The sequence below is a fragment of the Bythopirellula superficialaquae genome (assembly GCF_059632245.1).
Genome location: NZ_CP197426.1, coordinates 3015365 through 3030740, shown reverse-complemented (window position 1 = coordinate 3030740; position 15376 = coordinate 3015365). Strand labels below are relative to the sequence as shown.

The following is a 15376-nucleotide window of genomic DNA, read 5'->3' as shown; positions in this document are numbered from 1 at the left end:
TTCATTTCCAGCGACTAATCATTTTTGGAAGCTGGAGTAAGTTTCACTTGCAAGAAGCGGGGAAAGTAGAGTTCCAGGTTTTCGAAAAGACTCTCGAGTTGAAAAGTATTGGAACAGTAGGTCATTGCCAACCCATCGGCAGTTTGCTCGGGGTGAGCTTTCGCTGCATAAAGCAACTGCTCGGGGTCGTCTGCCTTGATTTTCTTGGGTTCGTAAAAATCACCGAGTTCTGACCAGGGCCCGGTCAAGACTTGCGCGGTGCGAAATCCGATTGGAGAAAGTGGAAAGCCCGCGAACTGAAACTGAACATAGCGCTCAAAGTCGGCATCATAGTGAACCGTAAATTCGGTCTGCCCGCCTTTGAAGACAGGTGAGAGCAACTTGGTGAGCTTATCTTGAGCGACCCAACCGGCCTCGGCCCCGGCCCACCACTCGGGTTGCGAGAGATCGCCTTCAAACGCGTCCCGCAGCTGCCACCGCACGAGGTGCACATCGTGATCTTTGTCGGCCACACTGAACGCGATCAAGTGATCACCATCTCGCAAGAGGCTTGCCGAGCCAACTAAGACTCCAAATGGATTTTGAGGTGCCGAGAGCTTCAGCACTTTCCATTCATTGGGGCTTGCCTCGAGATTGTCGATTAGAACTGCTCCCCAACCGGTTACGTCAAAAGCGAGTTTCCGATTGGCATCGCGGGCTCGCATCATGAACATCAGCAACTTGCCCTTATCGAGAAGCGAACCGCCCGGCCAAAAAAATTCCTTGCCCTCGTCGGCAATAAATGACTTCGGCTTTCCATCCTCGTCGCGCCAGAAAGCTTTAAACTTTGCAGTCGTCGGGTCGTAACCTGTTTGCAGGCCTACGCTGTTTCGAACCATGGTGGTCCCACGCCGCTCACCAAGTGTTTTTGGCGTAACAAAGCTATCGCCAAAAAACCATGCGACGCGTCCTCCTCCCAAGTCTACCGAATAAGCATCATCACCACCGAGCCATTGGGGGTCGCGATGGAACATGGCATCAGCTTCCGGCCAGGCCGAGGCTGTCACACATAAGCCACTCTCACAGATTACAGATTCTTCATAACGCGCCGCATCGGCAGACAAGTTGACTGCTAAACCGACGAATCCCATTGAAGCAAGCAAGCACAACCAATCGCTTCGGACATTTGATCGCGTACTCATATGAGTTTTCACCTTAGATAAGAAGCGAAAAGTTGCAGTGCCATCGGTGGAGTCGAATTACGGTTTGGAATTCAATAAAGGCTCTGCGTTATTTCCGACAAGGTTCTGCCCACATGCGGCTAGGCTCATCAAGACCGATGGGCTGAAATGGATTCCAGCACCACATAGGTCAAGCTGAACACCGGAGAGCGTGTCCGTGTTTGGGCCTTGGAGAGCAGTTGCCGATTCCCAAACTCGATGTTGAACGTCCCGCATGGAGTTGAATCGTGGTGCGGCGTTTATTCTAATCAAAGCAACTTGCAGTACTAGCGTTGTGGAATATTCGCAACATTCTACTTAGCCAAATTGCACGGTGATTTCATTCCGGAACTACCCGCATTGGGTGATCGCAATCAATTGCTACAGCATTTAAGGCTGCGGCATTTGGACTGTACGGCGGTCAATATTCGCCGTTTTGGTTTGACCATAAGTCGCGCATCAGCAATAATCAAATTTATCTCATAGCTAAACAGCACAAGCAGTTTTGACTTCGCTTTTCCTTTTTTCTCGTCCAACTGCTCATTGTCTTTGTCATTTCGTATCCAACTCAGCAGCACGGAGTTCCACAGTGAAACGGTCACGTGGTTTACATGGTTTTACGCTCGTCGAGTTGCTGGTGGTAATCGCAATCATCGGCGTCCTCGTTGCGTTGCTATTGCCAGCGGTTCAAGCGGCTCGTGAATCAGCGCGACGCTCGCAATGCATCAATAACTTGAAGCAGATTGGCATTGGATTTCTGAATCACGAGTCGACTCACGGTTTCCTCCCTTGTGCCGGACTTAGCGGCTATTACGTCGGCGATCCGCTGTTGGGCGCAGGCAGTGATCAGCCAGGCAGTTGGATTTATCAGGTTCTGCCGTACGTAGAACAGCAGGCGGTCTATAATCTCACTGGCGACGGCGACAAGGCGGGCATTACTGCCAACCAGAAGCAGCAGTCAATTGTGTTGCAAAGCACTCCGATTTCCGGATTTAACTGTCCTTCGCGTCGTCCTCCGCAAAGGTATCCCTATATGTTATCCACAGCCTGGACTCCGCGCAACGGCGACATCGCGCGTGAGACTGGAGTTGCCCGTAGCGACTATGCTGCTAACTCAGGAGACGGCGAACGGGGAATGGACCCATGGGACGTTTCTTCACAACAATACATTCCCGTCAGGACGAAGAGTGAGTGGGTCTTCTATTCGAACTACGGTGGTTCTTCGGAAAACGCATATCCTTTTGATGGACAGACAGGGATTAATTACGCCGGTGCTGAAATTCGCTTTAAAGACCTCACTGACGGGACCTCGAACACCTACGCTGTTGGTGAGAAGTACTTGAATGCAGAAGCCTACGATACGGGAGTCGATCCTGGTGATAATCAAAGTATGTATGTGGGATTCGACTGGGACGTGAATCGCTGGACCTGCCGATCGTTTCCACCACAGCAGGATCGACCCAACTATGAATTGCCCTATGGCGCTTTTGGCAGTGCCCATAGTGGCGGTTTCAATATGGTCAATTGCGACGGATCGGTCTCGAATATTTCCTTCGACGTGGATTATGATGTCCATCGTCGTGCCGGCCATCGGAGTGATGAAGGTGGAATACTTCCTGAGCAAGAAGGCAACGTGCCCTTGCCTTGAATTCTTCGGGTATTGATCGCTTCGAGCTTTTTCTCGTATTGGTTGTAATTGTCCATGACATTCCCTCGCCTCTCTGCAGATCTTGAGACGCCTGTTTTAAGATTTTGGGTTACTGCCTTGTTAGTTGGTTTAGGCCTATCGCTGGCGGGTTGCAGCCGAGGACCTGCCGCGATCTCAGTGCCCGAAGTCGATTCAGGCCAAGCCGCCCAGTCGGCAATTGAGTTTTACGACAAAGACCACGATAGCGTGCTGACGGAAGCCGAGTTGGCGGCTTGTCCCGGCATCTTGGGCCATCTATCGCTTTACGACTCGGATAAAAGCGGTTCAGTATCGAAGGAAGAGATTGAAAAACAAATTGCTGAGCTTAGATCTTCCCGAGTGGGTCTTACGATGTTGAGTGTGCAATTGCGACTAGATGGTCGGCCGCTGAAGGGGGCCCAAGTTAAGCTGATACCGGAAAAATATCTGGGTGACGAAGTGAAGGGCGCCATCGGGACTTCCAATCAACGCGGACTCGCAACGATGGATATCCGAGATGCGGACCTACCTAAGTCAGATCATGGCTTGTTGGGAATTCACTACGGCACCTACAAGATAGAAATTACTCATCCTGACGTGTCGATTCCTGCCAGGTACAATACTGAAACGACCCTCGGCTACGAGACCGAGAAGGGCAATCCCAACTTCAGCGTGGACCTGAAAAGTCGTTGATATTGCTGCGATCAATCAGATTCAATGAGTTCCAGTTTTCGTGGCATTCTCAAGCCGCCAAGTAGCGCACCGCCCGACATCAACGCGAGCAGCACGCACGTTGGTTCGGGAATCTCACTGATTAGTCCGAGTTGCGATTGCCCAGTGTAGTTGCGCTGCCAGATCAGGAAGTCGCGACCGTCTGTGTCGCCATCGCAGTCAGCATCAGCAAACTCGCTTCCGACATCTGCATAGCTTTGCTGCCAGATTGCAAGGTCCGCACCGTCAACATAGCCATCCTGGTTAAAGTCGCCAGGAATCGAAAATAATCTGGGGATGAAAGACAGGTCCACGCGATACATCATCTGATTGTAATCGTACAGCGGCGTTGCGGTCGGGCTGCCTGAAAACGTATTCGCATAGGTACCTTCGAAATAGATAAATCGTCCCCCTTCTTCGTTGAAATAAGGATGTTGCTTCGGATTGTAGAAGGTGTAGTTCTCGCTGTCGTTGTGGTGTGTGACCACTTTGACGGCGTTCTCCCAAGGTCCCTCTGGAGTCGGTGCTTCGGCAAACCAGACTTCGCCCAAGAGGCTGTCGCCGAAGAACTGATTGCCGATCATCACCCAGCTATTTCGATAGTCATTCCAAAAGACCGACGAGCGATGCAAGCGGACGTCGCTACCCGATTCGAAATCCTTGAGCCGAAACGGCGATTTCTCACGGTCGATGTGGCCGTTCTGAACAAGTTCTTCAAGCCGGTCAGTCGTAAGTGGATCGGTGTTTGTTTTCCACCCATAGACTGGGTTTCCTTGAGCATCAAGTTCAAGCGGCGGGTTTGCCGCGTTGTACCGCGTTCCTTGCTGCAGCGGCGTAAATGCTTCCCACTTTGAGGGATCACTCACATCGTTCCAATTTTTCTTCACGCGGATGTTGGGGTAGGATTCGGCAAAGTAAATGTAATCATCCTCGCCCTTTGAGACTTCAAAGGCATGACCGACGGCAGAGATGGGAGCATCCAAGGGATAAACCTGGAAGCGTTGGAAAATTTCCTGGGAATCGTTAAAGCGTGCTAAGCCGTGCTCGACCTGTCCCCCGAGTGCGTTATTAGGATCTCTTCGCGAGTAATGCGTCAACATCCGCTCCTGCCCCGTATTGTCTACGATGGTGAACAAGCCATCGAACCACACCGGTCCTGGTTGGGATAGCGGCATCATTTGCTTGGCCGAGCCGTTGGCATCGACGTAGTATTCGAGGTCAACACCGACGGATGGGGAAAGACCGCCTTGACCCGGCAACAGGGAAGTTGCACCGGCCGCGCGAAAGTTTCCAAATCCAGCCTCATAAAGCGTATCTCCCCAGAACCATTGAAGTTCACCCTTGTACATTGCAGTCTGAACAGAATCCTGCCCCCGAACATTCGCGTTGAGCAGTGGTTGCTGAATGGGTACGGCCTGGTTGAGTAAAACAGAATCTTGGTAGATTCCGGTCCCAGTAACACGATATAACCTCTCGGCCAATTGTTGCCGAGTGATAGTCACTTGCTTCGTTGTGCCCGGCGTGGTTTGTAGCGGTGAGATCCTGCTGGTATACCCAAAACTGGTGAGAGTAAAGTCGAGGTTTTGGTTGAGCAAACCTGGCGAGTTCAAGGCAATAAAGCCGTTGCTGTCCGTGTAATAGTCCTCGCTTTGCGCTCTGAGCTTTACGAGGGGCACACCTCTGAGGGTCTGAGCATCAAGCACCTGAATCCCAAAGTATTCTTGAGCTATGGCAGGAGAGCCAAGAGCCGCCATTAGGAACCAGTAGCTAAGTGTTAGGATATACCACCGCATATGATGCCAACGAAGAGATGGGACAAGAGAATTGGCGTGCTGCTCCCACATGTCAGTATATCAGCGGGTCACAACTTGATCGTCACTTGGGGAACAGATTGCTCCCCTTGATGTACTTATTGCACGATTTTTTTGAGAGGGAAGACGGCTTTAGTAGCTGTATTCATGTGGAGTCCGAGTCACAAAGGCACCAATCAGGTCTGATTTTATAGGCTCAAAATGATGTAGCATATCGAGCGGCCGAGGGGGAATTCTCGTGAACTTGCTTGACGCTCTTGGTGCATGTGCTGATACTAAGTAATGGCGTCAGGGCCAAATTCACGTCTTTTCTCACTTTGATAGTCTCGTCAACTGCCCTGAATTGTGCTGTTGCGATCTGCAAATTTTTTTAGCTTCTTGGGAGGTGTCTAATGATCCAGACTTCATGGGTTGATCGAAACGATTCTCTTGGTCGCGACATTCGTTCGCGTCTCAACGGCAAGCTTGCCAGCTACCTCGCAGTCAGTGGCTTGATGGCAACGGTTGCCACCTCCCAATCCGAAGGAGCTGTTGTCGGCAACACGACAGAACAACTCTTTGGCGTCAATGGTGAAGTCAACATCGACTTCAACGGCGATGGCCAAATCGATTTCCAAATCGATCATGACCGCGTTGACCTCGGCGGTGGCAATGTTGTCGACTATTTGCAGCTCGATAAAAACGACAGCACAAGCGAAATCAATCCTTTGGCAATTCCGGGCATCTTCGATGGGTTCCCGCCAAATGGTAACCCCCTCAATAGCTCGTTCGATCCAAAGTATGTCATCCCTACAGGGACAATTGGCGACTATCCTGCCGCTTTGGTTGCAGGGACTTCGATCGGTCCAGGATCTTCATTCGACTTCCAAGAGGGCGATGGCTTTGGTCCTAATACAAATATTATTCGAGCCAATCGACTTATCGATGAAGACGCTGGCCAAGTCGACCAAGTATTAGGTGGGACCGCAGCGGCTGATGTCTCCGTGCCGACTAACGGACCGAATTTCCTTGGTCTGGGCGGCGAAGTGAGGTATCTCGGAGTCCAGATGAAGCTCCAAGGCGATCCTAATCCGATCACTTATGGTTGGATTGGGATTCGTATCGACAACGAAGCCGATGCTACAGGCGCGGTTGTTGGTTACGGTTACGAGACGACCGGTGCAAGTATAATCGCAGGTCAGGTTCCCGAACCATCAACGTTGTTGGCAGCCGGCCTCGGCGCTGCGGCGCTTATTGGAGGACGACTGTTTAGTCGCCGTGGCAGACGAGTCGAATAGAGACAATCTGCGATATCAGATTGAGATTAAACGATCGCGGCGGAACAAATACTTTGTTCCGCCGCGATTAAACTCCTTTTCACACTCAATTTCCGCAACATCTCCGACAAGTTGTTGTGTGCGGTATTGAACTCCGTATGACGGCATGCGGTCGATACCTAGGAATGTCATTGAGGCTTTTTTGAAGCTGCATCAGGAAGAAACTTGCTATGAATATTTTCAGTCGTTCACATAAATCGAGCCATCAATTATCAGGTCTTGATAATCGCCTGAAAGCCTATCTTGTTGCTGCAGGAGGTGTAGGTGCTATCTCGGCTTCGACAGCGGAAGGTGTTGTGGTGTCGAACACGACGCCGCATACCATTGGTATTAATCAAGAAGTTAACATCGATTTCAATCTCGATGGCCAGACCGACTTTCAGATAGATCACGATCGGTATGTCCTTTCCGGTGGAAGCATTCTCGATTACTTGCAAGTCGATAAGAACGATGTGTCGAGTGCCGCTAATCCGTTGCCGATCGACAATTTCACCACATTCCCTGTAAATGGAACTCCTGCCAACAGTGATTCCGAATTTTTGACGTTCACAAACAGTTTTGGCGACCAAGGCGGGTATGCCGTTGGGTTGAAAGCCGGTGATTTGATCGGTGCTACAGGGTCGAGCGCCAACGGGCTCGTTGAAGGAACGCGTTGGGATTTCCAAGAGGGGGATAGCTTTCTTGGAACGGGTACGAGAATTCGTGCGAATCGGCTCATCGACGAAGACGCTGGTCAAATCGACACCGCGCTCCAACCTAGCAAACCGCTGACAATTCCATTTGGTCCGCAGCCAGAATTTCCTTTGCTCGACGATTTTATAGGAAATAATGGAGAAGTCCGGTACTTGGGTGTTCGTTTAGATTTGAACGATGCCGGCAGGACGGGATTGAACAACAATGCCAATCAATACTGGTACGGTTGGATCGGTGTTCGCATCGATAATGAAGCAGATGCTACTGGTACAATTACTGGCTGGGCCTACGAGACTACAAAGGGTGTGTCTATTGTCGCAGGCGATGTTGGTGAGCAAACTCAGGCCGGGGATTTCGACGGCGATGGCGATGTCGATGGACGGGATTTTCTCGCATGGCAAAGAGGGCAGTCGCCCAATCCCTTCTCTGCTGGTGATCTAACAAGCTGGCAGACCAACTACGGCGTTGGCGGTGGCTTAGTGGCCAATATTGCCTCTGTTACCGCGATCCCGGAACCAGGATCGATGCTCATGACAGCGATTGGTGGCATGTTGCTCCTGGGTGGATTCGCGTCAAGAAGGTTTTTCAGTGGCGGAAGGTCGTAGTGGACGGCATTAGCCCATAAGACTACGAATATCACGATGGCGGATCAGCAACCCGAGCAAACGCCCACTGAAGCTGGCGTAGAGGGGGCTAGGCGGTTCGCAAAACGTGTTTTATTGATTGGTTGGGATGGCGCAGAGCTTAGCACCCTAAGGTTTCTACTCGAAGCTGGTCGGTTGCCGTACCTTAAATCGCTCGTGGATGGCGGCGTCGCACTTGAACTAGCCGTATCGCGACCGACATTCAATCAAGCCGCGTGGACTTCTTTAGCTACCGGAAAACGACCGCATCAGCACGGCATACTACACGCTTTTTATCCGGTTGCCGGATGCTCCAAGCTTCGGCCCGTGACGCGTCACAATCGAGAATGCAGCGCGGTGTGGAATATTCTGCACCATGCTGGTCTGCGGACCCATGTTGTCGCTTGGCCCGTCACACATCCGGCCGAGTCGCTCGCAGGAATTTGTGTATCAGATCGTTTCACGCCAGACCTTCCAGGCAGGGCAATTCCGCGGCCTGCAGGACCGACTGTTATGCCTCTTCAGGCAGGGCAAGTGTTGAGTGAGCGAGGTATGGCGCCCCACCAAGTCGAAGATGTGACTCTTGGCCAACTGCTACCATCTCACATGATTGGTTTGCGCGAACACGCAAAACTTGAGGCGATGTGTCGCGATATCCTAGCCCAAACAGCGACCTTATTTCGGGCGATTCGTTGGTGTCTCGGCGCGCAGGCTTGGGACTTTGCGACATGCATCTTTCCTGGATTGCGCCGCTGTCATGAACTGGCAAACTGGCTGCGTCATCTCTCGCCAGCTGCCGCTGAATTGTGCCTACCTCTGATTGCAGGTTGTTATGAGCACCACGATTTGCTTCTCGGGCAATTGATGTCTCAGCTTGATGAAGATACTCACGTGATGATCGTCTCTGCAAATGGAAATTCGTCCACGACATCTTCTGAGGATGGCGAAACAAATGCCCTTTCTCTGTCGGGTTCAGTTCCTCGCAATAACGGTCTGGCTGTGATTTTTGGACCGGGAGTGACTCATCGGTTAGAAATCACGCCGCGAAGTCTACTTGACGTCGCTCCAACAATTCTCTCTCTGCTTGGTGTGCCCTATGGAGAAGATATGAGTGGCCGACCCCTCGAGGATCTGTTTGAGGGCGGACTCCGATCGAAGGCGATCGCAACATGGGATTCTCACCTAGTCGATGAAAAGGCGCGGATGAATCCCGAGTTGGCCGCTCTTGAAGATACAGAGAATGATCGAGCCAATGATCAGGAATACGAGTACCTCGTTGAGTTAGGTTACACCGATCCAATTGATGTGGCAGCCAGCGAAGCGGCGATTCAATGTCAGCGTAACACCACTTTGAATCGGGCAATATCGTTGATGGACGCCGGATTGCACGATCAGGCCACTTCCGTGCTCGAGGAACTTACATGTCAAAACCCTGATTGGTACCATTCTCGTTCGCTACTTGCCGAAAGCTATCTTCGGGGACGCCAGCGTTTTGCTGCCAGGAAAGAAGTTGACTGGCTGACGTGTCACGGGTTCGAGAAGCCGCAACTTTATCTGCTTTCCGCCGCCATCGAAATTGCGGATCGACACTTCGATCGGGCGCTGGAAGCGCTCTGCTGCGCCCGTCGAGGCAAAGCGATGCCTCTTGGCCTGTCCCTATTGGCGGGGACTGTTCATCTACGGAAATGCGACCTCCCTGCGGCCGCGATAAGTTTTCAACAATCCCTCGAACACGATGGCGCCTCGGCTGCTGCACTCGATGGGCTGGCAGCTGTCAAATTGCATTTGGGTGAATATGAAGATGCTGCGATTTACGCACTCGATGCGCTAGAAAAAGATATGCGATTTGGTAAGGCACATTATCATTTAGCTGTCGCATTATTCTTTCTCAATAAGCCGGAGGGGGCACTTCAGGCACTGAACTCGTGGGCGGCTTTAGAACCGCGAGCTGCTGCGCCATACCGTTGGATGGCCAGAGTCTATCGGATGTTGCTCGCGAATCCATCACAGGCCGAGGTATGTCTCGATCAAGGCAACGCAGTTATCCGCTATCGGCATCACTGACGTGAGCTGGCACGAGTGGAAGATACATCAATACCGACTTCCGCACCGTGACGCCACGCATTCTATCGGTGAAGCTTCGAGTGTCTTTATAGTGATCGAACGAAGTGAAAACAAACTGCTTGATACCCCATCGCATGGCCTCTCGGGTCGCTTCAAGTTTGAGCCACACATTTGCCCAACTGCCACGCACTTCAGGTGCAACTACATTGGCATCGACATAGGCGGTCTCTGGCGACACGAGGTGGCCAAGAATAAAACCAGCTACCCGTTCATCGATTATAAGAACTCGTGAAAGTCTTGGCGTGAACGAACCGTTTACCTCGCCGCGAAGTTTCTGCGAGAGGGTCATCGGATCGCCTCCCATTGTGGCGAGGTGAAGTCGCAGAACTTCTGAACAGTCGGCGTCGAATAAAGGTATGATACGAGCAGCAGCTGGTATCTTTCCTTTCTGACGCATTCGATCATAGAGCGGAGCTAATTGGGGTTCAAACTGGTCGAGTGGCAATTCATGGTGCTCGACAGTCTCGCAAGGGGAGAAGCCAAAAGCAGCCCAAGCTCGCATGGCTTCGCTGTTGACATCCACCTTCTGCGTGGCGTAGATGGCCTCTGCACCGAGCTGCATCGCACGCGCGGCAAGTTGCGACAGCAATGTTTTTCCAATGCCCTTGCGTCTGAAAGGTTCGATGACTTGCAGAGTCACTCCCGGACCTTTCAGAGGCTTCGGTCGCCTTGATCGTGTCAACGCTCCCGCGGCAACGATACGCTGTGGGAGTTCACTTTCGGCGACCAAAACGTGTTCAAACACGTCGGTCGCCGACGATAGCAACATTCGAACAGCTTTAGCATCGTTGCTATGTGCTATGCGGGTCGAATACGACGAATCCTGCGACATGGCATCACTTGACCGAGCAAACGTGTTTGACCGCGGAGTATTCTGCCTCAAGCTTGTTCGCTACGCTGGAGGAAAGTCGTTCGCCTGTAAGTTCCATAGCAAGCAGAGCGGCGCCAAGCACTGGTGGAAGAAAGGCTTCCTTCAAAATAGCCGTCGGTGCGATGCACCGTAGAGACTGAGCGAGCGGGTTCATAAAGATCTGTCGTGCAGAAGTAAGCCCGCCTGTTACGACCACGGGAATTTGTTGCGTTGTCTCGTTGTTGCTTGTGAGCTTGTCCGCTACTGCAGCAACCATCTTAGCGAGCTCGTCGGTGCCCTGTTGAATAATTTGACAAGCGACAGAATCCCCTTGAGCGGCCGATTCTGTGACGAGACGAGCCAAAACGGCGACTTCGGTGCGCGTCATTCCCTGCAACTCAACACGCCGCAGAATCTGCCGAATATCGGATAACTCCAACGCGTCGATTACACCGTCTCGTAACATCGTGGCTTCGCCTCGGCCATCGTAGTCGCGTATGGCGGCGACCATTGCCATGCGTCCCAACCAGAAGCTGCTGCCCGGATCGTCCAGCGTCGGTCCCCAGCCGCCCGATTGCCAGCTGTTGCCATGCTTGTCGCGTCCGTAGCAAGATGAACCGGTGCCAGCGATCAAGACGATCCCCGTCTCGCCGGCCAAGCCTCCCATCAATGCCACCCGCAAATCGTGGTCAACACCGATTAAATCCGCGGGTACTAGCGCCAACTCAGTGACGATTTCGCGAATGGCCTCTTGATCTTCGCGAGTGACAATACTACCAAGGCCAAGGAAAATGGCAGCGACCTCTCGTGGGCTGTTGTCGAAAGCAGTCCACGCTTGCGAAACAGCCTCACTAATATTCGTGCGAACCTGATTTGCCCCGACGTCGTGGTAATTGCCTGAACCACCCTCACCAAGTCCCAGCAGTTCTCCACTGCACGAAACAATGGCGGCGCGTAGCCTGGTCCCGCCACCGTCGATACCGATCACAACCTGTTCGCTCATAGATTGAAACCCATTCTGAAGCTTTTCATCGTTACTGAACCTGTTCCTCGCGGATCATTGTGTGAGCCACAGCATTCTTTTGCCCAGTTCTGATGTCCGTCGAGTTTCGGACTACTAATTCAGTGTCAATAATGACCTGTCGTGGACTTGTCTCAACACCGGCGATCATAGCGAGCATCGCTTCATATGCGGCTTCGGCGAAGGGTTGTACGGGCAGTCTGGTGGTCGTCAGTGATACCGGCAGCAATTCAGCTATCGGATCATCATCGAAGCCTGCCAGCTTGATATCTCGACCAATCTGCAATCCTTGCTCCATAAGATGCCTGCCTATGAGGGCGGCAAAGCGGTCCATCTTACAGATGATGGCATCGGGTGATTCAACTCGCACTAACTTCTCGCAAAATGTTCGCGTCAACTCAATTTCGTCGACCATGTGGACTAATCGTGGACAGAGGCGCAGTCCGTGCATGCGGTGAGCTTCGTAGTACCCTGCGAGGCGATCAGCGACTGCCGTCGACACTTCTGGTATTCCCACAAAGGCAATACGTTCACACCCCAATTCAATCAGATGCTCCGTAAGTGCGACTCCTGCTCGACGGTTATCGTAACCAATACGAGTGAATTCGCTGCGATTTGGGAACGGCACGATGTCCCGATCGATCAAGATCACGCGAATACCTGCTTTGACTAACATATCGACGACAATACGGTTTAACTGCATTTGATCGTCGGGCAATTCGGCAGGATAGTAGAAAACTCCGTCAATTCGCAAGTCGATCAACGACTTAGTTGCATTGATGACCCGCTCACTAAAGGTCCCTTCACCCGAGTAGCATTTCAAAATCAATGTTGAATGCCGCTGCGAAGCAATGTCTGCCAAGCGCTGATGAATTAGACCTTCAACATAAGGCAGAGGTACACCCGATTCGACCCAAGGAACGAAAAACGATAAGTCTAACTGTTCGGTTTGGACGCGTTGTTTGACATAGGTGCCTGATCCGCGCCGCCGTTGAACGAAGCCGTGAAGTTCCAAGTCACGCATTGCCCGCGACACTGTGGTGCGCGAGACATCAAAATGCTGCATCAACTGAAGTTCTGTAGGCAACTTCGCGCCAGGTAATAGGTTGCCGCTCTCAATGCGTTCAAGGAGAACGTCGTGAAGTTGCCTTGAGCGTGGTTTCTGCGGGTCTATGCTGCCAAGCCAAGAGAGTGTCGAGAGATGATTGCCGTCAGGTTTCATAGAAGTTCCAGGCTAACGTATTAACGACAAGCAAGGGGTATCGCCAACTACAGAATACAATATTGGTCTAATAGATACTACATTCCGGGCAGAAGTATTGACGTAGATGGTCAAAATGTTAGTTTAAATTGTAAACCGGTTCCGTGCTCTGCACACTCTTTTTGAGCGAATTCTACGCTATGGGCAAGCTATCGATGCTTCAGCAATTTCGCTGATTTATTGACTTCCCAGGTGTGAACAAGTGTGAAAATTGAACTTCTACTTATGAGTCTGGATAAAACGTGCACGACAGCCCGACCACCAAACCAAATGATGTAACATTTCGGAAGTCGACTCAGCGGCTGGCTCCGATAATTCCGACGTTCAGCGTCGATCAGGCCTATTGCCTCTATCCAGCGTTTCCAGTCCCGCCGGGAACTGTGAAGTATGGCTTTGACGCGCTCGCCGACCAAGTTGTCTCTCACCATGCCGTCCGCATCGATGGCTTCATCGGCGTGTTTTGGGATGGCTTACGTGAAAAGCTCAAGGATGCCCTCTCAAGTATCAACATCGAAGCGAAATGGATTGACGTTTCCCAGGCACAGAAAAGTCCATCGGAAGTTGAGTCGATGGTGGAGCCCTTTCTGGGAGGCCACGACCCATTGTTCGGTACGCGCTACATCGGCGAGTTGACGGATTTTTTCGACGCAAGTCGTCTGGCCGCACTAATTCCTGATAGTAACGCGACCGTGACGATCCTCTATGGTTGCGGGGCGGCCTTGGTTGATTGGGAAGGTCCCCTTTTCTATGTTGATCTGCCCAAAAATGAGCTGCAATATCGGTCCCGGATGGGCAATGTTCTCAATCTTGCCGCTGATAGATACGTGTCCCCTAAGGAGCAGTACAAACGGTTCTATTTCGTCGATTGGCCGATCCTCAATCGGCACAAGTCAAAACTTATTAACCAAGTGGACTGGTTTGTCGACGGACAGCGGCCCTCTGAACTGGCGATGATATCGGGGCCCATCCTTCGGGATGCATTGGATCGGATGAGCACGAACGTTTTTCGCGTCCGACCTTGGTTTGAGGCTGGGCCGTGGGGAGGACAGTGGCTCAAGGAACGTATCCATCAGCTGCCTCAAGAAGAGTCAAACTATGCTTGGTCGTTCGAGCTTATCACGCCGGAAAATGGCATTGCTTTCTCCGATGGTCGCCACCAACTTGAAGTGTCATTTGATTGGTTGATGTACCATAACGCCCGTGAAGTGCTGGGCGAGAGTGTAAATCGGTTTGGATCTGATTTTCCTATTCGTTTCGACTTTCTCGATACTTTTGATGGAGGCAACCTCTCCGTTCAGTGCCATCCGCGGCCAGAATATATCCGAGAGCACTTTGGAGAATCATTCACACAAGACGAGACGTACTACCTTGTCGACTGTAAACCCGGGGCAGAAGTTTATCTTGGTTTCCAAGAGGACATTGATCCCGACAAATTCCGCGCTGAGCTGGAAGAGAGCTATCGCAACTCGACCAAAGTAGACGTAAAGAAATATGTTAACACCGTGCCGGCTCGCCAGCACGAGTTATTGCTTATTCCCAACGGCACGATTCATTGCTCGGGAGAAGATATTCTGGTGCTGGAAATCAGCGCTACGCCGTATATTTTTACGTTCAAGATGTACGATTGGTTGAGACTCGGCCTCGACGGTGTTCCCAGGCCGTTAAATATTGAGCGCGCATTCGAGAATCTCGATTTTGAACGGCGAGGCGATGAAGCTCTGCGGCAACTCATCAGCAAGCCGAAAGTCATCTCTGACGGTGATGATTGGCGGGTCGTTCATTTGCCGACGCACGAGGAACACTTCTACGATGTTCATCGCTATGAGTTCGAAACAGAAATCGTCGGCGAAACCGACGGCTCTCCGCACGTGTTGATGGTGGTCGAAGGTACAAGCGTGATGGTCGAAACCCAAAATGGAATGACTGCGCGATTTAACTTTATCGAAACTTTCGTGGTACCCGCGGCCGCCGGCTCTTACAAACTTCTCAATCTCGGTAAATCTCCTGTCAAAGTGATCAAGGCATTCATTAAGGCCGCTGATCGCTTGTAACGAAAATGTGAGTGACCTATGCGATTCTCTCTAATCTCTTCGACGCTTTT

At 51.7% G+C, this 15376-nt stretch carries 11 protein-coding genes; 6 read left to right on the top strand and 5 right to left on the bottom strand.

Annotation, left to right across the window (positions count from 1 at the left end):
* Positions 1 to 14 precede the first annotated feature (14 nt).
* Positions 15 to 1181, bottom strand: a complete 1167-nt coding sequence (locus SH678x_RS12350; RefSeq protein ID WP_496918754.1) for a DUF5005 domain-containing protein — start codon at positions 1179 to 1181, stop codon at positions 15 to 17.
* A 607-nt stretch (positions 1182 to 1788) separates the two neighbouring features.
* Between SH678x_RS12350 and SH678x_RS12345 the strand changes: the two genes are divergently transcribed.
* Together SH678x_RS12345 and SH678x_RS12340 are read left to right on the top strand one after the other, a co-directional pair.
* Positions 1789 to 2847 carry a DUF1559 family PulG-like putative transporter gene (locus tag SH678x_RS12345; protein WP_496918753.1) on the top strand — a complete coding sequence of 353 codons (1059 nt, stop codon included), beginning with the start codon at positions 1789 to 1791 and terminating at the stop codon, positions 2845 to 2847.
* Between the two features lie 117 nt (positions 2848 to 2964).
* Complete coding sequence (locus SH678x_RS12340; RefSeq protein ID WP_496918752.1) at positions 2965 to 3558, top strand: EF-hand domain-containing protein; 594 nt, start codon at positions 2965 to 2967, stop codon at positions 3556 to 3558.
* Between the two features lie 11 nt (positions 3559 to 3569).
* Here SH678x_RS12340 and SH678x_RS12335 read toward each other — a convergent pair whose 3' ends face one another.
* Positions 3570 to 5330, bottom strand: a complete 1761-nt coding sequence (locus tag SH678x_RS12335; protein ID WP_496918751.1) for a hypothetical protein — start codon at positions 5328 to 5330, stop codon at positions 3570 to 3572.
* Positions 5331 to 5779: 449 nt separating this feature from the next.
* On the opposite strand from SH678x_RS12335, the gene SH678x_RS12330 reads away from it, so the two are divergent.
* The 3 genes from SH678x_RS12330 (at position 5780) to SH678x_RS12320 (ending at position 10083) form a co-directional block, all read left to right on the top strand.
* Positions 5780 to 6664, top strand: coding sequence for a PEP-CTERM sorting domain-containing protein (locus SH678x_RS12330; RefSeq protein WP_496918750.1), 885 nt, complete (start codon positions 5780 to 5782; stop codon positions 6662 to 6664).
* A gap of 209 nt (positions 6665 to 6873) precedes the next feature.
* Entirely contained in the window at positions 6874 to 8001 is a 1128-nt protein-coding gene (locus SH678x_RS12325) for a hypothetical protein (RefSeq protein ID WP_496918749.1), read from the top strand.
* Between the two features lie 36 nt (positions 8002 to 8037).
* Positions 8038 to 10083, top strand: a complete 2046-nt coding sequence (locus SH678x_RS12320; protein ID WP_496918748.1) for an alkaline phosphatase family protein — start codon at positions 8038 to 8040, stop codon at positions 10081 to 10083.
* On the opposite strand, the gene SH678x_RS12315 is transcribed toward SH678x_RS12320, so the two are convergent.
* The 3 genes from SH678x_RS12315 to SH678x_RS12305 form a co-directional block, all read right to left on the bottom strand.
* The gene (locus SH678x_RS12315) at positions 10061 to 10912 is read right to left on the bottom strand and encodes a GNAT family N-acetyltransferase (RefSeq protein ID WP_496918747.1); all 852 of its coding nucleotides are present in this window, start codon (positions 10910 to 10912) and stop codon (positions 10061 to 10063) included. The two genes, SH678x_RS12320 and SH678x_RS12315, sit on opposite strands and share 23 nt — an antisense overlap.
* Positions 10913 to 10979: 67 nt before the next feature.
* A complete protein-coding gene (locus SH678x_RS12310; RefSeq protein WP_496918746.1) occupies positions 10980 to 11996 on the bottom strand; it encodes an N-acetylglucosamine kinase in 1017 nt (338 codons plus the stop codon).
* A 31-nt stretch (positions 11997 to 12027) separates the two neighbouring features.
* Positions 12028 to 13236 carry a GntR family transcriptional regulator gene (locus SH678x_RS12305; RefSeq protein WP_496918745.1) on the bottom strand — a complete coding sequence of 403 codons (1209 nt, stop codon included), beginning with the start codon at positions 13234 to 13236 and terminating at the stop codon, positions 12028 to 12030.
* 281 nt (positions 13237 to 13517) lie between these two features.
* On the opposite strand from SH678x_RS12305, the gene SH678x_RS12300 reads away from it, so the two are divergent.
* Positions 13518 to 15326 carry a class I mannose-6-phosphate isomerase gene (locus tag SH678x_RS12300; protein WP_496918744.1) on the top strand — a complete coding sequence of 603 codons (1809 nt, stop codon included), beginning with the start codon at positions 13518 to 13520 and terminating at the stop codon, positions 15324 to 15326.
* Positions 15327 to 15376: the final 50 nt, after the last annotated feature.